We start from the raw sequence: 19341 nt of genomic DNA on the forward strand, positions 1-19341 counted from the left end.
AATCCCGCCGGGATTGTTATTAATAGGGTAGGCTTATTATTTCTATAAATATTCAACTTCTCCGAAGTTGTTTTATTATCTCCAGCGGAGATAAACATTTGTAGATAAGTGCAATGGAAATAACCAATCAACCTCAGCGAGGTTGAATATATATTAAATCAGTTATTAATGATATTAATCAAATATTACCTCCTCTTTAATCCAGCTCTCAAAGCGCTTTTCAATTCGCACTAATTTCTTACTAGCTTAACATCAACTTATTACTTAGCATTTATCATTGTCATATAATTAAACATTGACAATGAATAACGAAAAACAAAAAAAACCCAGGCATGCTGATGCAATAGTATTATCAGATACTCACCTGGGTACATTTGGCTGCAAAGCTGAAGCCATCGTTTCTTATTTAAACAGTATTTCCACGCCTATTCTGATTCTAAATGGAGATATCATTGACATCTGGCAGTTTTCCAAATCGTATTTTCCAAAGTCGCATTTAAAAGTCATCCGCCAGTTGCTAAAAATGATGGAGAAAGGAACTCATATTTATTACATCACCGGCAACCATGATGAACACCTGCGTCGCCTGGCCGGACAAAAGATTGGTAACCTGAGTATCGTTAATAAGCTGATTCTCGAACTGGATGGAAAAAAGTCCTGGATATTTCACGGCGATGTGTTTGATGTTTTCATGCATCACTCCAAATGGCTGGCCAAATTAGGTGCCACGGGCTATGGCATTCTTACTCTCATCAACCGCTTTACCAACGCGGTTCTGCCATTGCTTAAGCTTAAAAAGGTTTCCTTATCACGCGACGTCAAAAAATCGATTAAGAAAGGTAAAAACAACATCACCTCATCATTTGAACGAACCGTTTCAAACCTGGCCATTCAAAAAGGCTATGATTATGCGATTTGCGGACACATCCATTGGCCCGAGAAAAAAAACATCAGCAATGAACAAGGGAGCGTTTGCTACCTGAACAGCGGCGACTGGGTAGAAAACATGACAGCACTTGAATATTATAACAACGACTGGCACCTGCATTACTATGAAATGCCCAAGAACAACACGAAGCAGACAGATAACGAATTAGTTAGCGATGACATGCTTCTGCCCAACCACAAAATCCTTTTTCAAACCATGGTGAATGACATCATTAACAGCTAACTGATATGAAAATCTTATACGCTATACAAGGAACCGGCAACGGGCATATTTCCAGGGCATTTGAAGTCATCGGACATCTAAAAAAATACGGCGAAGTTGACCTGTTAATCAGCGGTACCCAATGTGATATAAAATTACCATGGAAAGTCAAGTATCGCTTCCATGGCATGAGCTTTATTTTCGGAAAGAAAGGAGGCGTTGACCTTAAGCAAACGTTTCTGCGCTTTCGCCCTTACGAATTCATAAAAGAGGTGTTGGCCATACCTGTTCATCAATATGATTTGGTACTCAACGATTTTGAGCCGGTAAGCGCCTGGGCCTGCAAATTACGGAACGTTAAGTGTGTAGGCATAAGTCATCAGAGTGCTGTTCTGCATCCACAGGCGCCAAAGCCCAAAACAAGCGATATTGTTGGCAAAGCCATATTGAAGCACTATGCACCGGTTTCAACAGCCCATGGCTTTCACTTTAAAAGTATCGGCCAAACAGTTTCAACGCCTGTAATACGCGACGATGTGCGATGGGCCAACAACAGAAATAAAGGCCACTATACAGTATACCTTCCATCCTATTCTGACGACAAAATTATTCAGGTCCTTTCACAGTTTAAAAACAACAAATGGCATGTATTCTCCAAGCACACCAATACAGAATACACTGCGGATAATATTGATATTAAACCGGTAAATAAGGAGAAGTTTACTAAAAGCCTGGTGAGTGGCGCAGGTGTACTTTGCAATGCCGGGTTCGAAACGCCTGCTGAAGCATTGTTTCTAGGCAAAAAACTATGTGTTATCCCCATGAAAGGGCAATACGAACAGCATTGCAATGCGGCTTTTCTGGAAAGTATGGGCATTACCAGACTTAACAGTTTCTCAAAAGAGCTACAAACAATACAAAACTGGCTTGATACCAAACAGCCTATCCAAATCAAATACCCTGATAACCTGGCCGATGTTATTGACGAAATAATGGCAAATAATATAAAGGCAGCTTATCCTGAACTGGCAGTTTATTGATACATACTAAACCTCAACAAAATACTTAATGTGGAATAATCTATCGGCGCCTCAGGTTTTGATAAGAGTAGCTTAGCTGGGTCTTTTCATCCATAAAAGGCCCTTCTTCATTAACTACCAACCAATCAGCCTTATTAATAGCAGGAAAGAACACCGTTGCCTCATTAAAGACGTGATCAATCACTGTTAAAAACAGCTCCTGAGTCACTGGCAGAAAGCTTTTATAAATCTCGCCACCACCAATTACAAACACTTTCTCATCGCTGCTGCAAAGTGTCAAAGCTTCATCTAATGAATGCACCACGTCCGCACCCTTGGCTTCAAAGTCAGTCTGGCGGGTGATGACCACATTACGACGATTGGGTAATGCACCTTTGGGCAATGCCTCAAAGGTTTTACGTCCCATTATAATGGTATGTCCGGTTGTTAGAGCTTTAAAGCGTTTTAAGTCAGCCGAGATATAAGCCAGTTGATCATCCCCTTTACCAATACCATTGTTCTGGTCAATGGCCACAATCATTGAAAGTATCATCTTCTACAGTTCTTTTTAAAGTCAGTTAAACATTTCAACACAAAGGCCATTAAACCGATATGGCTCCTTTAATGTGTGGATGTGCATCGTAGTTAACCAACTCAAAATCGTCATACACGAATTCATCAATCGCTTTGCGATCAGGATTGAGCAGTAATTGTGGCAAAGCCTTAGGCTCCCGTGTCAGCTGCAGCTTCACCTGTTCAACATGATTCAGATAAATATGTGCATCGCCCAGTGTATGAACAAAAGTACCTGGCTTTAAACCACACACCTGAGCCACCATCATGGTTAGTATGGCATAAGAAGCAATATTGAAGGGCACTCCCAAAAAGATATCAGCACTGCGTTGATACAGCTGACAGCTCAGCTTACCATCAGCCACATAAAACTGAAACAGAATATGACAAGGAGGCAGTTGCATATCGTCAATAGCCCCTACATTCCACGCACTCACAATATGACGTCGCGAATCCGGATTATTTTTGATGCTCTCAATAACCTGCTGAATCTGGTCGATATGACCACCATTGTAATCGGGCCATGAGCGCCACTGATACCCATAAACAGGTCCCAGCTCACCATCTTCCTTCGCCCACTCGTTCCAAATACGCACGCCATTATCCTGAAGGTACTTAACATTGGTACTGCCTTTTAAGAACCACAGCAGTTCATGAATAATCGACTTCAGGTGTAACTTTTTGGTAGTCAGCAGTGGAAACCCTTCACTCAAATCAAAACGCATCTGATGTCCAAACACGCTGATGGTGCCGGTTCCTGTTCGATCTTCTTTCTTAAATCCTTCCTCCAAAACCCTGTCTAACAGGTCTAAATACTGCTTCATACTATACTTCTTTGCTGATAACAGGTAGCGTTACCTGCTTTTAAAATTTGTGTTTTCGATGCTACATGGAATTTCGCCATATAGGATTTTGAAACGTAAAAATAGATAAATTATTAAGATATAACAGCTCAACCACTATGCGCTTAATTTTCCCGATCAGGCTGAAGCTCAAGCGTGGTAACAATTGGGTAATGATCTGAAACATCCACTTTGATACGCCTGAAATTATAGGAGGCAAAATGGTTATCGTGAAAAATGAAGTCAATACGAAATGAGGGTAAAGGCCCGTTGTATGTGCCACCAAACCCCTGTCCCGATTCTTCAAAAGCATCCTTTAAATTACCCCGCATTTTACGATACACATATGATACAGGCGTATCATTAAAATCGCCACAAACAATTGGCGGATATGGCGAATTAGCAATATACTTACCAACCGTTTCGGCCTGCAAAGCCCGGTTACCAAACGCCTTACTCAGCTTACTGCTGATGGCTTTAATATTTTCATTGCGCTCCTTTTTATTCTGATAGTTCAGACTATCCAGGAAATTAAGCTGCTCCCGGTCGAACTTAATGGACTCGAGGTGATTATTAAATACGCGAATACGCTGCTCCCCTACCATAATATCACTGTAAATACTGAAGTTATTCGATTGCTCAAACCTTACACTATACTTCTCAACAATCGGATATTTACTGAAGGTGATCAATCCAAAATTACGCTTGCCTTTTTTGCCGGATAAATACTCAATATGTTGATACTTAAATTGGTTCAACCGCCGAAGGATATAATGCTCTGTGTATGATTTATTAGATGACGTAGTGAAAAATTCCTGAATACAGAGTACGTCCGGATTTTCCTCACGAATAAAATCGAATATCTTCTCATTGGTGTTATCACCAATCCACTGGTAATAGTCAAACATGCGGGCATTTAAGCTCATCACCTTAAGTGGTGCCTGCATCTCTTTTCGATCCATTTTGGCTCCCTTCCACTGGAAAGTATGCTCCCAATGTCCCCAGGTTATAACAATGGCCAATAAAGGCAACAGAAACTGCCAGCGCCGTTTAACCAGCCAGAAAGCAAACAGCACAAAGTTAATGAGCCAGAGAGTAGGAAATACATAGCCAATAAAAGCCAGTACCGAGGTATGTGCCGGACTGATATAAGCCGTTAACACAGAAAACAGCAAAACGCCTGAGGCTATCAGGCTGATAATGGTAACTACAGATTTAAAAAAACGTCTTAACAAAATGACTTATTTACTGGCATCAAACAATGTTTGCTTCTCTTCTTTACTCAAACTATCGTATCCACTCTTCTTTATCTTGTCTAAAATACGGTCCACCTCCTGCTGTTTGTTTACTTTACGGCTATTGTACTCCATATCGCTCATGGGCCGGCGATGCGTCACTTTCAGCTTCGATTTGGGTTTAAACAAAGTCGCCAGTCTATCCATCATGCGATTAAACCCCATGGTGACATCGCGCCCCTGCGAAATACTTCCCCCATAGAAATAGCCAAATGCCGCACCTCCAATATGTGTCAGGTGCCCACCAGTGTTCGATAATTGCGGGATACTGATTAAATCCAATATCAAAGCAACCAAGGCTACGTATTTGAGTTGTACGGCTCCAAAAAACAGCAAATATATTTTATGGTTGGGAGCATAGCGCGCAATGGCAAATAATATGGCCATCACAGAGCCTGAAGCCCCCATTAGAATAGCATATGGTACCTGTTGATGCAGAACAGGAATCAGGTTGTAGCTAATCAGGTAAAACACAACGCCCAATAAACCACCTAAAAAATAGACGCCTAACAATTGGCGTGGATTCAGAAACTCGAGGAATATACGGCCAAACCAGTAGAGGTAAAGCATATTAAACAGGATGTGCAGAAAATCGTAATGCACAAACATATAGCTTATCAATGTCCAGGGTTTGAATAACAGCTTACTTAAATCAGCAGGCACCGAAACCCATTCCAGTAAAGGGTAATATTGAGCACTGCCTGAGCCTGATGAGAAACTAAAAAAGACCTGCAACAAACGGATGGCAATAAACACCCCAATATTAATGTAGATTAATTTGGTAAGTACGCCACCCTGACGGTACGATTGCTTAATTTCATCGACTATGCTCATAGCTTACAAGTTAAATCAGATTCCTTTTTTATCCCAATATTTAATCAAGATAAATCCAAAAATCATTCCTCCCAAATGCGCCCAGTGAGCCACATTGTCGAATGAGAAATTGGCAACCCCCATAAATAATTCAGCCACACCATAAATCATCACAAAATATTTGGCTTTGATAGGGATGGGTGGAAATAACAGCATGAGCTCTGTATTAGGAAACAACATACCAAAGGCGAGCAATATACCAAACACAGCACCAGAAGCTCCTACCATAGAACTGTTAAGCACCATATTAAACTTCGCCATATCCGGGTTGGTAAAATTCTTCCACTCGCGTAATGCCTGTGCACCTTGCTCAAATACAATAGCCACTTGCTCATCAGTCAGCACTGAAATAGCATTGTTGTAATCGATATACTTGAAACCTAACTGAATGACAGCCGCACCTGCACCCGTAATAATGTAATACACAATGAACTTCTTTGGCCCCCAATACACCTCTAACACACGCCCGAACATAAACAGGGCAAACATATTAAAGAACAGGTGCATAAAGTCGGCATGCATAAACATGTATGTTCCAAACTGCGCGGGATGAAAATTATCTGACAGAGGAAAATACAATCCCAGGTAGTTATTTAAATCTATACCGAATGTATTACGTAATACCCATGTCGCCAACAGGAACAGGGCATTAATTATCAACAGATTTTTTGTTACCGGTGGTAATCCGGCTAAAGGTGATGGACGATAGTTCATCTGCTCTATTTTAAAAGTTATTGGGCACTCTGCTACAACATCAGTGCCAATCCTATTCTTCCACTAAATAAACGCAAAAGCAACAAGAATTGTTAAATCAACTACTGATATTCTGCCAATATGACACTACATAAAGCGCTTTTGCATTTCATCCATATCCATTATTGAAATAATGGTTTTACCCGATGGCGAGAAGTTGGGTACCATACAGGCAAACAACTGATCAAACAGTTCGCTCATTTCAAGCGTCGTCAGTACTTTACCGTACGGAATGGCGCCACGCCTGGCCATGGAGGTGGCCACCTGCTCGGTTACTTCCTTTTGCAAGTCTACTTCGCCATCTCTAAAATCGGTAAGGATACCATCAATCAGCTGCGCAGCCGATACATTTTCCAGTCCTGCCGGGGTCGATAGCACACTGAAGGTTTCGTCATTAACCTGTTGCAGCTCCAGGCCAAGGGTTAATAAATCAGGCTTCAGCTCATTTACCATAGCCATTTCCTCGGGACCAAAATGCAGCTCTTCGGGGAACAGGCATTTTTGAGACAAGGATGCACCTCTCTGCAGTGTACGTATAAATCCTTCGAAGATAATGCGCTCATGAGCCCGCTTCTGGTCAATCATCATCAATCCTGACTTAACCGAAGTGAGTATATAGCGGTTCTTCAACTGAAAGAAGCGGTTACTGCCTGCGCTTTCCTCATTGGTACCACCCGATAAGAAGGTTTGTTGCACCGGCTCCTGCTCTTGCTCGTTGGGTTCAAAGGATGGTTCCTGCTTCTCCATTTCAGAATTGGCCAAAGCAGAAAAATCAGGCAGTTCATTGCTTTCATTACCATCGTACAGGTTCTCCCAGCCCTGTGCCGAAGCTTTTGACCGGAAAGTAGCCGTACCGCCACTGCCATAACTCGAAACTGGTTGTTTCCTTTCCTCTTCGAATGGGTTATAAAACGGATTCACCTCAACAGTTGGCTCCACCAATTCACCCTCGTGGTTGGAAACAGGAATGTGAATCTGATCCGTGGTGTCAAAATCGATGGATGGCATCATATTGAACTTACCCAGGCTTTCGCGGATGGCGGCATTGAGTAGCTGCCAGAAAGCCCGTTCATCCTCAAACTTTATCTCCGTTTTAGTCGGATGAATATTCACATCAATAATCTGCGGATCTACTTCGAGGAAGATAAAATAAGCCGGAATGGTTTCGGGCTGCAGTATATTATCATAAGCATCCATCACTGCACGGTGCAGGTAGGGATGCTTCATAAAGCGGTTATTCACAAAAAAGAACTGATCGCCCATGGTCTTTTTAGCCGATTCGGGCTTACCAATAAAGCCAGTAATCTTCACCATCACCGTATCAGTATCGATGGGAATAATGTTATTGCCCATCTGCTTGCCATTCATATTAACAATGCGCTGCTTGATATTACCGGCTGGCAGACTAAACATGGGCACATCGTTATGCACCAGCGACAGGGCCACATTGGGGTGCGCAAGGGCCACACGTTGAAATTCATTAATAATATGTCGGAGTTCGGTGGAGGTTTTTTTCAGAAAACGACGCCTGGCCGGCACATTGTAAAACAGATTTTTAATACAGAACTGACTACCAACCGGACATTGTACCGGTTCCTGCGACTCAACCTGAGAAGCCGCAATATTAATCTGCACACCCAGGTCGTCTTCCTCGCGTCGTGTTTTAAGTTCAACCTGAGCAATGGCGGCTATAGATGCCAAGGCTTCGCCCCGAAAACCCATTGTTTGCAATGCAAATAAATCACTGGCCTCACGAATTTTTGATGTGGCGTGGCGTTCAAAAGCCATACGCGCATCGGTTTCGTTCATGCCACAACCATTGTCAATGACCTGTATCAGGCTCTTTCCTGCATCCCTGGTAATCACTTGAATATTGGTAGCCCCTGCATCAATGGCATTCTCCATCAATTCCTTGATAACCGATGCAGGTCGCTGTATCACCTCTCCGGCAGCTATCTGGTTGGCCACCGAATCTGGCAATAACTGTATTACATTCGACATGTGTTAACTATCTCTTTTTATTAATTAATAAAACCCCAATATTGATGAAGCAGGCGGCCATATGCGCTCAGGCAGACATCAAGTTTGATGTTACAATTTGTGCAAATGTTTAATCAATTGGCTAGTCTGCAAAAAATGACTCCATCCAGGCCATTCCTTCCTGAATTAGGTAAACTCCTAATATCATCAGAATAATCAGGATAAGAACTAAACGCAGATTGGAACGACGCTTCTCGCTTCGCGACACCTCGTAATGAGACTTAATACGACGACGCATACCTCCCTTTATACGGCCGGCATAGCCACTTTCCTTTTCTTCGTCGTTTAATAGTCCCAGCTCTTCTTTTATCCGACGTTCCCTTTCTTCACGCTTCTCCTTCTGCTCATCGTAATAAATCGGGTCGTGCTGAAACACCCGATGACGCGCCACTTTTGAAAATGTAAACTTCATCTTTCTCTAATTTTTATACCAAACCGCCATTCATACACCAGCATAAACTCAGTGCCATCGGCAACGAAAATCTGCGTCTTGATAATTGTGCAACAAAAAGCTGTTTGCATCCGCACCTAGGCAAAGATAACAAGTAATCGTTAATAACCAGAAACTGCCTGTTTCAAGCGAGCCTTTTAGCGACCTAAAAAGCTTATTTGATGATGAATAGTATTTACTAACAAAGCCTGTGAACATCTTATTGATAACTTCAGGACTTCTCTCCGGAACCAACGAGCAAAGAATACAAAAACAACTGTCTGAACCGGTTAACGACACACCTGGCTGAGTAAATGAAGTAATGGGATGGGTAATTTTACAGCAGGGCCTGCTCATCTGGCGGAAGGCCGATGAAATTATGATATTTTCGTCGCCCTTCCCATATTTTCTGAAGCCTTCCCGTAATTTCGACGGCCTTCCCATAATTTTGATGCCCTTCCGGTAAAACAGCCCACCCCCGGCCATCTTTTTATCGCCCTGCCAGCATTGTTGAGGGTCCTGACCAGGTTGTATCAACTCAGAGAGTTTGGCAAGAGCTCAAGCGGGTGGTTTTCTATTTCAGTGGATGACCGCAGTACTTGCAGAAGGCAGCTTCATAATCGTGTCCTTCCTTCAGGCAATCGGTACAAACACGCGCACCTGGCTGACGGCGACTTTCATTCACCAGCTGACTGGTAACAATACCGGTTGGCACAGCAATAATGGCATAACCCGTTATCATGATGAAACCTGCCAGAAACTTACCAAACACCGTCACAGGCGCTATATCGCCATAGCCTACTGTGGTGAGCGTTACAATGGCCCAGTATACACTTTGCGGAATACTTTTAAAACCCTCGTTATGCGGATTCTCTACAATATACATGACGGTGCCCATGATGGTAACAATAATAAGCACCACAAACAGAAACACACTAATTTTGTTACGCGACGACAACAGCGCCGACCACAAGACGCTGGCCTCTTTGACATAGCGGGTAAGTTTCAGCACCCGGAATACGCGCACCAGCCTCAATGCCCTCACGACTATCAGCATCTGTGTGCCTCCGATAATCAGGCCCATGTAGGTAGGCAGGATGGCCAGCAAATCGATGATACCAAAGAATGAAAAAATATACTTGCGCGGGCGATCGATAATAGCGATGCGCAGAAAATACTCAATGGTAAAAAGGCCGGTCAGGCACCATTCCATCACCACCATGGCCTTATTGATAGCGGGTGGCAGCGTGTCATCACTCTCTACCATCACCACAACTATACTTAGTAGAATAAGTATAATCAAAAGAATATCAAACAATTTACCGGCCGGCGTGTCGGTTTCGTATATTACCTGGTACAAACGATTCTTAACTGATTGCATAAGTCTATGATTTGCGCTCACTCAAAGATATAAAGCCTTTGAGCTTAAAAAAATTTTAAGTTTAGAAAAGCCATTGTACTTTTACAAAGCAAATAAGAACACATGACACGAGAAGATATCATCAGAGAATTTAATGAAGCACAGGCGGTATTAAACCGTTTTATGCAGGAGGAAAGCAACTGGGATAAGCTACAGGCAGCCGGCAATATGATGGCTGAAGCGATTGCCGCTGGTGGTAAGGTTATGTCGTGTGGTAATGGCGGCTCCATGAGTGATGCCATGCATTTTGCCGAAGAGCTGACAGGTCGCTTTCGTGATAATCGCCGTGGTTTGGCAGCTGTAGCTATCTCCGACCCAACTCATATCACTTGTGTGGGCAACGATTATGGCTTCGATTATATTTTCTCACGCTATGTGGAAGCCGCAGGCCAGAGTGGCGATGTGCTGCTGGCCATCAGTACCAGCGGCAACTCACCTAATGTATTGAACGCCGCTAAAGCAGCCCGGGAGAAGGGTATGAAAGTAGTGGCCTTAACCGGTAAATCGGGCGGTGAACTGGCCGAGGTAGCGGATATTGAATTACGCGCCCCACATATGGGCTATTCAGATCGCATCCAGGAGATTCACATTAAAGTTATCCATGTGCTGATTCAATACATTGAAGCTAAAGTAATAGAAGAATAAGCCGTGGGTAACCTGCCTGTAGGTATAAATCAATAATGTTGCGCAGGAAACAATAAAGATACTGATGCCAGGTGTTTTATCTACCTTCAACTGCTAATATCACATCCTAACTCCCGAGCGATTCAGTTCTAAATCAGGCTCACGATACAATGCTGCTCAGGGCTTGCGTATACTTTTATAGCCTATTCATGCTGTTACCTCAACCATTCTCACTATCTTGTGTTTCATCTTTAGAAGAAAAAGATTAACTAAATCGCACAGTTATATATGAAGGGTATATTACTAGTCAATATGGGCGGACCTCAGTCGTTAAGTGAGATGCGCCTTTTCCTCAAAAACATGTTTAGTGATAAGTATATTTTGCCGCTACCGTTTGGTATCAGGCAATTTGTGGCCAATATGATTGCCAAAAAACGCCATCCATCATCGTGGGAAAAATACCAGTTGATAGGTGGTACACCCATCATTAAACACACCGAAGCAACGGGCAAGGCTTTGGCCGAACAAGCCAATTTGCCGGTTTACACTGCATACTCCTATACGCCTCCTTTTATTGCCGATGTACTGGACAAGATGGTGGCTGATGGTGTTGATGAGATTGATGTACTAACCATGTATCCACAGGCCAGTGACACCACTACCACATCTGTTTTTACTGATGTTAAGAAAGCTGCTAAGAAATTAAACGGTGTAAGCATTAGGGAGATCTGTGATTACAGCGTGCATCCCACATTTCTGGAATACTGGAAGACCCTCATTGAGGAGCACATTGAAAGGGAAGGTCTGGATAATCCTTTGTTGCTGTTTACGGCCCATGCCATCCCTATGTATGGCGTTAAGCGGGGCGATAAATACCCCGATACGGTTAAGCACATGGCCAAACGACTGGCAGGACTCATGAATCGCCGTTACGAAGTGGCGTTTCAATCGCGTGTAGGGCCGGTCAAATGGGTGGGGCCTGATACCGATGATCACCTGGAAGAGCTGGTGGTTGCCGGTGAAGATAATGTGGTACTGATACCGCTTAGCTTTACTACCGAGTGCCTGGAAACGGTTTATGACCTAAATATTAAGCTGGTGGATATCTACAAAACGGATGAACGGGTAAAGCACATTTCACGCGTAGAGATACCTGTGGCACATCCGCTTTTTATCGAAACACTAAAACGTGTGGTGAATGAATAAACAATACGATGTGGTGATACTGGGGGCCGGTGTTACCGGCTTAACCCTGGCGCATAAACTCAATAAAAAAGGCATTAACTTCTGCGTGTTGGATAAGCAAAAGCAGGCAGGAGGTGTTATAAACACACAAAGCGAGAATGGCTTCGTCTTTGAATCGGGTCCCAATTCAGGTATTGTCTCACACCCCGAAGTGGTGGCTTTGTTTGATGAGCTGGGCGATGCCATCAAAGTAGAGAAAGGCAACGACCTGGTAAAAATTCGCTATGTACTCAAAAATGGTGAGTGGCATGCTTTGCCTCACAGTCCTATATCGGCAGTCTCAACGCCTTTATTCACACTCAAAGATAAGTTTCGCATACTGGGCGAGCCCTTCAGGGCAAAAGGCACCAACCCTGATGAAACATTGGCAGAGCTGGTGAAACGACGCATGGGAAACAGCTTCCTCGACTATGCCATCGACCCCTTTATTCTGGGGATATATGCCGGTGATCCGGCACAACTGGTGACGCGGTATGCCATGCCTAAGCTGTATAACCTGGAACAAACCTATGGCAGCTTTATCGGTGGCGCCCGCAAAAAAGCCAAGGAGCCAAAAACTGAGCTGGAAAAACGCACCGATCGGGCCGTTTTCTCTATTGAAGGTGGCTTAAGTGGCTTAACCAATGCTTTGCTGCGCAGTGCCGGAGAAAGCAACTTCTGTTTTGGTGCCAGTGATGTGGTGGTGAATCCCAATAATGAAAGCTACCAGGTGAGCTATACTGTGGATGGTACGTCCCACCAGATAGAAGCTAATAAAGTGATTACTACCTTTGGTTCGGTGGGATTGGATGCGGCCCTGCCATTTGTTGAGCCTCAGCAAATGCAGCACCTGACCAACCTTAGATATGCCCGGGTGGTGGAAGTATCTCTTGGTTTTGATAAGTGGGATGGGCGCCCACTGGATGGTTTTGGTGGATTGATACCGCACAAGGAGCAGCGCAACTTACTGGGCGTGCTGTTTATGTCATCGCTGTTTAAAGGGCGTGCACCTGAAGGAGGCGCATTACTCACCATCTTTATGGGAGGCGTGCGCAACGAGGGGCTGTGCGACCTTAATGACAATGAACTCCTGCAGGTGCTCGAAGATGAATTCATTGACCTGATGAAGGTGACCACATTTGATCCTTCGCTGGTGAAAATAAAAAGATACGCACACGCCATACCGCAATATGGTATCACATCGGGTGAGCGCTTTCAGGCTATCTATACTGTGCAGCAGCAATATCCCGGCCTCATTATAGCGGGTAACCTGCGCGACGGCATCGGTATGGCCGACCGCATCAAACAGGCAACACTTATTGCCAAGGAGCTGGATGCATGAGAGAACTGGTGCTGATATTGCATATAATTACCAGCTTACTGGCCTGCTTCATTACAGGCACAATACTGGTGAGAGCCATTGGGGGATTGGCCAACCGACTGCAACTAAACAAGCTGGATGTGAAGCTACCTTTTGTAGCTACTCTGCTGTTGTATCTGCAGTTTGTGTTAGGTACATTCCTCTTTGTCATGTACATGCTTGAGTTTGGCAGTGGCGAAGTCACCACCTATGCCAAGCAGGTGGTGAAAGGGCGCTTTTGGGCCGTTGAACATTTTATCCTGATGGTGTTTACCCTCGTAATGAGTCATATTGGCTGGGTTTTTGCCAAGAGCAATCATACGCCTCGGCTGATTTTTAAAAAGAATTTTCTTTATTTTGGTATTGCCTGTGCCATGATTTTAATATCGATGGCTATGAATATAGTGAGGTATGCCATGTGAGGTAACAACATACCACTGACAGGCGTCTTTGAGCATATAACGACTATGAAAATATTAATAGTAGAAGATGAACCGCAACTGGCACAAAGCGTTCAGCAGTTTTTAAGTAGTGAAGGACATAGCTGTGAGATGGTTGGCACACTCAATTCGGCTTTGCAGATGCTTGATGCCCAGTTTGATATTGTTATTCTGGACCTGAACCTGCCTGACGGGAATGGTCTGGAAGTGGTCAAGAAGGTGAAAGGAGGCGGCATGCAAACCGGGATTATTATTCTTTCGGCACGCGACAGCCTGGAGAATAAAATTGAAGGATTGGAGCTGGGGGCTGATGACTACCTGACCAAACCTTTTCAGATGGCAGAGCTGAATGCACGACTGAAATCATTGGTGAGGCGGGTACATTTCAAGGGCGAAGAAACCATCAATTTTAACGAGCTGGAAATAGTGCCGGGGCAATTGCTTGTAAAAGTAAATGACAATCCGGTAGATCTTACCAAAAAAGAGTTTGACCTATTGGTGTATTTCATTGCCAATAAGAACCGAGTATTGACCAAGACAGGAATTGGCGAGCACATGTCAAAAGACTTTATGGACTATGGCTTTACCGATGATTTGATTTATTCGCACATTAAAAACCTGCGTAAGAAACTGATAAAGGCAGGGTGTGGCGACTACATAAAAAATGTATATGGGGTGGGCTATAAATTTACCGACGCCACTTAATCAATCCTATGAAGCTAATCACTAAAACCGGTCTTAATTTCATTTCTGCCAGTATCTTCTTCTTCTTTATTGGCAGTCTGGGTGGTTACTATTTTATTCGCTTTGCAGTTGATAAAATGTTCAACAACGAACTACTGGAAGCTCAGCAAAAAGTAGAATCACAAAACAACTACTCACTCACCTATGCCGATGTCAGTGTCGATACCCTTCGGTTAACAATCAGTGAGGAATATTACGAATTTACCGATACAGTGATGCAGGAGGCAGGTAACGAAAACTATGATTTTTACCGCAAACTTACCTACCTCAAACCAATTGATAATATTTACGCCACCCGCTTTACCATTATCCGCTCAACAGCACCTTCTGATCTGATGGTGATGAAGTTTACACTGATGCTGACCGTTTTTCCTGTTATCTTCTTCCTGATATTATACCTGGTGAACCGGGCATCTACCAAATATTCGCTGGCCGTGTTTTATGATACTATCAACAAGCTGCGTGCCTTTGATGTAAATAAAGATAATCGTCTGGAATTGATGACCTCTGACATCGATGAATTTGAACAACTCAATGAGGTGTTCAATGCCATGGAGAAGAAGATTAAGCTGGACTATGAGCGCTTGAAGGAATACACAGAGAACACCTCCCATGAGCTGCAAACGCCTCTGGCCATTATCAATGCCAAGTTAGATGAACTTATTCAGGCCGATAACCTGACTGAAGAGCAGATAACATCCATTGCCGGGCTGATTGAAACCACCAACCGTCTGTCCAAAACCAACCAGGCGCTTATATTCCTGGCCAAATTGGACCACAGGGTGTTTGCCGATGCCGAAGAAGTGAGCTTTAATGAAGTGGTGCGCAAGCAACTCGAGAATCTGGAGATGCTGATTGAGGATGCCGGGTTAAGAATTAAGCTGGTATCAACGGCCAGCCTGCATGCCCATATGAACCAATCGCTGGCACATACGCTCATCCAGAACTTACTGAAGAATGCCATTCGCCATAATATACCTGACGGACACATCCACATTACCATTGACGACAAGTGCCTGGAGATTAAAAACAGCGGGCTGGTGGTCAGCCATGACCCGGAGAAGCTTTTCGGGCGCTTTAAAAAAAACAGCCAACACCCGCAATCATTGGGCATTGGCTTATCCATTGTCAAACGCATCTGCGATATATCAGCTATCTCGGTCTGCTATGAACAGAAAGATGCTGAACATATCTTCAGATTAAATTTTTAGTAGGTTGATAAAGCTCTTCGCAAGCCTTCAAAACGATTCTCGTAATCTTCTATTGACAGACGAATCACCTGTTTGGCTTCTTCGGCATTATAAACATGTGTAATCTCTGAATCATTGCTCAAACCCGGCATATCCTTATAAGTCAGGAAATAATGCTTCAGACGCTTAATCACCATTTCGGGCATGTCGTTAATATCCTTGTACTCGCCATACATCACATCATTTTTCAGCACCGAAATAATTTTATCATCGGCCTGGTTGCCATCCAGCATGCGGAAACCACCAATGGGTATAGCTTGTGCCAACACATCGCCATGGGGTATGTCTTTCTCGGTTAATACCAATATATCCAATGGATCGCCATCACCAATAATATCTTTCTTGCCCGATTTCTCTGCACAGTATTTGCCCACCAGCTTGCCACAATAGGTTTGCGGAATAAAGCCATAAGGTGCCGGCACTACGTTGGAGTACTTCTGCGGACGGTCGATACGCAGGTAACCGCTCACCTTATCCACTTCGTACTTGATGGTATCTGTCGGAACTACCTCAATAAAACTGGTTACTATATCAGGCGCGTTATCACCAATGTCAACTCCATGCCAGGGATGCGACTTATAACGTAAACCCATCAGGCGCCCGATTGGATCCATTAAACTATTAGATGTCATGTTCTTCCTTTTACTTGATTTTTAGATTTGGATTGTTATACCAATTATATTATTGAATGATTGCCGAAGAAATTAGTCTGTTTTGAGTTTCTACAATGAATAAAAGCGATGCATAGCCTTAGCTATGTTGATGTTTTATGAAGCCGTAGAAGCTTAATAACAGGCAATTTATATCAATCATTTGATGATATTTTTGGTACTATTACAACAACACGAAGTAAAGGAATGTTTCAGAAGAATTTAATGATTAATGGTAATTTAATTCATAGCACAAAGCAAGCCGCAGTATTTGACGTTTAAAGATGCTTTTTATACTTTCAGCAATGAATAGCAGCATTGCTGGAATCATAAAAGATACAAATGATGAGAAATGTAGTATTTATCAGCCTGATGGTTGTAGTGGCCATGAGCTGTCAAACGAATAAAAAGAAAAGCACTGATAAGGTCAATCAGGAAAATACAGCAGTTGAACAAGAACAGGCGCCTAACAAGGCCTTTTATACAAAAGAGCTAAAGCTGCAGGGTGTCACATTTACTGTATCAGCAGCTAAGGAGGATGGTTTTAGTGAGATGACGGTCAACACATCCGGACTGGAAATCCAGGAATTTAATGAAGCGTTCGATATTACCGGCAGCCAGATTGTTAATGCCGAAGTGGAGGATTTGAACTCTGACGGCTCGCCTGAGCTACTGATCTTCACCCAGTCCGACGGAAGTGGCAGTTATGGCGAGGTATATGCCTTCTCGGTAAACAACCTGAAATCGATGAGTCAGGTGTATTTCCCACCTGTGGCAGACAATGAGCAACTGAACAAAGGCTACATGGGGCATGATGAATTCGCCGTTGTAGAAACCAAGCTGGTGCAGCGCTTCCCAAAGTATAACGATGGTGATAGCAACGCCAATCCTACCGGCGGCCTACGCCAGGTGAGCTACCAACTGGTGGATGGTGAGGCATCGCGTCACTTTAAGGTGGTGAGTGTAACGGATGTTGAATAATTATCCGCAAACATAATGTATCATTCGGCATAGCCTCTCGCTATGTCGTTTTTGATTAGGTCTCTGGCCTGCACATGCAAAATATTACTACCTACCCTGCCCAACCCGAGCGGTCCAAACTCCGGTACTGAACCGCCTCAGCCACATGATGGGCCTGTACGGTGTCACAGTCTTCCAAATCGGCTATGGTGCGGGCCACTTTTAAGATGCGGTCGTAGGCCCTGGCCGATAAATCCAGCTTTTCCATGGCCGTCTTCAGGATGTTCATCCCCGTCTCGTCGGGCGTGGCATATCGGGCTAATTGCCGGCTGCTCATCTGCGCATTGCAATGCACCTTTTCGTTATCCTTAAAGCGTTCCGACTGTAATTTGCGTGCTTTAATCACCCGCTCACGCACAGCTATGCTACTCTCCGATGGTGGTGCTTCGGCCAGCTTATTAAAGAGCACGGGCACTACCTCAATATGCAGGTCGATGCGGTCGAGCAAGGGGCCGGATATCTTACTCAAATACTTTTGCACCACGCCGGGGCTGCACACGCATTTCTTCTCGGGATGATTAAAGTAGCCGCAAGGGCACGGATTCATAGATGATACCAGCATAAAGCTGGCGGGGTAATCGATGGTAAAGCGGGCCCGTGAGATGCTGATGCGTCGGTCTTCCAGCGGTTGGCGCATCACCTCCAGTACGGTCCGTTTAAATTCGGGTAGTTCATCCAGAAACAGCACCCCGTTGTGCGACAGGGAAATCTCGCCCGGCTGTGGAAAGGAGCCACCGCCCACTAAGGCAACGTCGCTAATCGTGTGGTGTGGTGATCGAAATGGCCGTTGCGTAATTAATGCTGTGCCACTGCCGGTTTTACCAGCTACCGAATGTATTTTGGTGGTTTCCAGTGCTTCGTCTAAAGTAAGCGGCGGTAAAATACTGGCCAAGCGTTTGGCGAGCATGGATTTACCGGCTCCAGGCGGGCCAATCATGATCAGGTTATGACCACCGGCGGCAGCAATTTCCAGTGAGCGCTTTACACTTTCCTGTCCCTTCACATCAGAAAAATCGAAATCAACCAATTGTGTGCCTCGTTCAAATTCCTCTTCGGTATTGACCTTAACAGGCTCTGTATCCGAGTCATCTTCCAGAAAGCGAATCACCTGCTGTATGTTTTCAAAGCCATAGATGTCGATGTCGTTCACCACAGCGGCTTCACGTGCATTCTCAAGTGGCAGTATACAGCCTTTGAAGCCTTCCTCTTTAGCACGGATGGCCATTGGTAGAACGCCTTTTACCGGCTGCAGGCTGCCATCCAGCGATAGCTCGCCCATCATCATATAGTCAGCAAGTTTGTGATTCAAAATTTGTGAGGAGGCAGCCAGAATGCCTATGGCCAGCGGTAAATCATATGCAGCACCTTCTTTGCGGATATCGGCTGGGGCCATGTTGATCACGATTTTATGACCGGGCCACTTGTAACCGCATACTTTCAGGGCGGAGTCTATGCGTTGATGGCTTTCTTTAACGGCGTTATCGGGCAGGCCCACCAGGAAAAAGCGGATGCCTTTAGAGATGTTAACTTCAATAGTGATGGTGTAGGCGTCAATACCACTGACGGCTGAGCCAAAGGTTTTTACAAGCATGGTTAAAATATTTAACCGGAAGTTAGTTAAAAAATGCTTAACA

General features: G+C 44.1%; 19 protein-coding genes. 9 read left to right on the top strand and 10 right to left on the bottom strand.

The genetic code is table 11. The features are described 5' to 3' along the window. Positions 1 to 301: 301 nt before the first annotated feature. Together KEM09_RS03720 and KEM09_RS03725 are read left to right on the top strand one after the other, a co-directional pair. Entirely contained in the window at positions 302 to 1171 is an 870-nt protein-coding gene (locus tag KEM09_RS03720) for a UDP-2,3-diacylglucosamine diphosphatase (protein ID WP_212225720.1), read from the top strand. Between the two features lie 5 nt (positions 1172 to 1176). Then, complete coding sequence (locus tag KEM09_RS03725; protein WP_212225721.1) at positions 1177 to 2190, top strand: glycosyltransferase family protein; 1014 nt, start codon at positions 1177 to 1179, stop codon at positions 2188 to 2190. Between the two features lie 40 nt (positions 2191 to 2230). On the opposite strand, the gene KEM09_RS03730 is transcribed toward KEM09_RS03725, so the two are convergent. The 8 genes from KEM09_RS03730 to KEM09_RS03765 form a co-directional block, all read right to left on the bottom strand. After that, on the bottom strand, positions 2231 to 2722 hold the full coding sequence (locus KEM09_RS03730) for a dihydrofolate reductase (RefSeq protein WP_212225723.1): 492 nt from the start codon (positions 2720 to 2722) through the stop codon (positions 2231 to 2233). Positions 2723 to 2771: 49 nt separating this feature from the next. Further along, positions 2772 to 3566, bottom strand: coding sequence for a thymidylate synthase (locus KEM09_RS03735; RefSeq protein WP_212225725.1), 795 nt, complete (start codon positions 3564 to 3566; stop codon positions 2772 to 2774). Positions 3567 to 3709: 143 nt separating this feature from the next. Beyond that, positions 3710 to 4819, bottom strand: a complete 1110-nt coding sequence (locus KEM09_RS03740) for an endonuclease/exonuclease/phosphatase family protein (RefSeq protein WP_212225727.1) — start codon at positions 4817 to 4819, stop codon at positions 3710 to 3712. A gap of 6 nt (positions 4820 to 4825) precedes the next feature. Beyond that, a complete protein-coding gene (locus KEM09_RS03745; protein ID WP_212225729.1) occupies positions 4826 to 5713 on the bottom strand; it encodes a rhomboid family protein in 888 nt (295 codons plus the stop codon). A 15-nt stretch (positions 5714 to 5728) separates the two neighbouring features. Continuing rightward, positions 5729 to 6466, bottom strand: a complete 738-nt coding sequence (locus KEM09_RS03750; protein ID WP_212225731.1) for a rhomboid family intramembrane serine protease — start codon at positions 6464 to 6466, stop codon at positions 5729 to 5731. Between the two features lie 126 nt (positions 6467 to 6592). Next, positions 6593 to 8506 carry a DNA mismatch repair endonuclease MutL gene (mutL, locus tag KEM09_RS03755; RefSeq protein WP_212225733.1) on the bottom strand — a complete coding sequence of 638 codons (1914 nt, stop codon included), beginning with the start codon at positions 8504 to 8506 and terminating at the stop codon, positions 6593 to 6595. A gap of 121 nt (positions 8507 to 8627) precedes the next feature. Next, positions 8628 to 8957 (bottom strand): hypothetical protein, encoded by a 330-nt coding sequence (locus KEM09_RS03760; RefSeq protein ID WP_212191566.1) that lies wholly within the window; start codon positions 8955 to 8957, stop codon positions 8628 to 8630. Between the two features lie 592 nt (positions 8958 to 9549). Beyond that, complete coding sequence (locus tag KEM09_RS03765) at positions 9550 to 10356, bottom strand: ion transporter (RefSeq protein ID WP_212225736.1); 807 nt, start codon at positions 10354 to 10356, stop codon at positions 9550 to 9552. A gap of 102 nt (positions 10357 to 10458) precedes the next feature. Here KEM09_RS03765 and lpcA point away from each other — a divergent pair, with 102 nt between their 5' ends. From lpcA to KEM09_RS03795, 6 genes are all read left to right on the top strand, one after another. Further along, the gene (gene lpcA / locus KEM09_RS03770) at positions 10459 to 11040 is read left to right on the top strand and encodes a D-sedoheptulose 7-phosphate isomerase (protein ID WP_212225737.1); all 582 of its coding nucleotides are present in this window, start codon (positions 10459 to 10461) and stop codon (positions 11038 to 11040) included. A gap of 267 nt (positions 11041 to 11307) precedes the next feature. Next, the gene (gene hemH, locus KEM09_RS03775) at positions 11308 to 12225 is read left to right on the top strand and encodes a ferrochelatase (protein WP_212225740.1); all 918 of its coding nucleotides are present in this window, start codon (positions 11308 to 11310) and stop codon (positions 12223 to 12225) included. Beyond that, on the top strand, positions 12218 to 13585 hold the full coding sequence (gene hemG / locus KEM09_RS03780) for a protoporphyrinogen oxidase (RefSeq protein ID WP_212225742.1): 1368 nt from the start codon (positions 12218 to 12220) through the stop codon (positions 13583 to 13585). The genes hemH and hemG overlap by 8 nt, the downstream gene beginning before the upstream one ends. After that, positions 13582 to 14025, top strand: a complete 444-nt coding sequence (locus KEM09_RS03785) for a hypothetical protein (RefSeq protein ID WP_212225744.1) — start codon at positions 13582 to 13584, stop codon at positions 14023 to 14025. Before hemG ends, KEM09_RS03785 begins: the two co-directional genes overlap by 4 nt. A 45-nt stretch (positions 14026 to 14070) precedes the next feature. After that, positions 14071 to 14748, top strand: a complete 678-nt coding sequence (locus tag KEM09_RS03790; protein ID WP_212225746.1) for a response regulator transcription factor — start codon at positions 14071 to 14073, stop codon at positions 14746 to 14748. A gap of 8 nt (positions 14749 to 14756) precedes the next feature. Then, positions 14757 to 15998, top strand: coding sequence for a sensor histidine kinase (locus tag KEM09_RS03795; protein WP_212225748.1), 1242 nt, complete (start codon positions 14757 to 14759; stop codon positions 15996 to 15998). Here the strand turns inward: KEM09_RS03795 and KEM09_RS03800 are convergent. Next, positions 15995 to 16669: an inorganic pyrophosphatase gene (locus KEM09_RS03800; RefSeq protein ID WP_212225750.1), complete on the bottom strand. Its 675-nt coding sequence runs from the start codon at positions 16667 to 16669 to the stop codon at positions 15995 to 15997. The genes KEM09_RS03795 and KEM09_RS03800 overlap by 4 nt on opposite strands. A gap of 360 nt (positions 16670 to 17029) precedes the next feature. Between KEM09_RS03800 and KEM09_RS03805 the strand changes: the two genes are divergently transcribed. After that, the gene (locus KEM09_RS03805; protein WP_212225753.1) at positions 17030 to 17668 is read left to right on the top strand and encodes a PliI family lysozyme inhibitor of I-type lysozyme; all 639 of its coding nucleotides are present in this window, start codon (positions 17030 to 17032) and stop codon (positions 17666 to 17668) included. Between the two features lie 91 nt (positions 17669 to 17759). On the opposite strand, the gene KEM09_RS03810 is transcribed toward KEM09_RS03805, so the two are convergent. Further along, complete coding sequence (locus KEM09_RS03810) at positions 17760 to 19298, bottom strand: YifB family Mg chelatase-like AAA ATPase (RefSeq protein WP_212225755.1); 1539 nt, start codon at positions 19296 to 19298, stop codon at positions 17760 to 17762. Between the last annotated feature and the right edge of the window lie 43 nt (positions 19299 to 19341).

It is taken from the genome of Carboxylicivirga mesophila, from assembly GCF_018271975.1.
Classification (GTDB): Bacteria; Bacteroidota; Bacteroidia; order Bacteroidales; family Marinilabiliaceae; genus Carboxylicivirga; species Carboxylicivirga mesophila.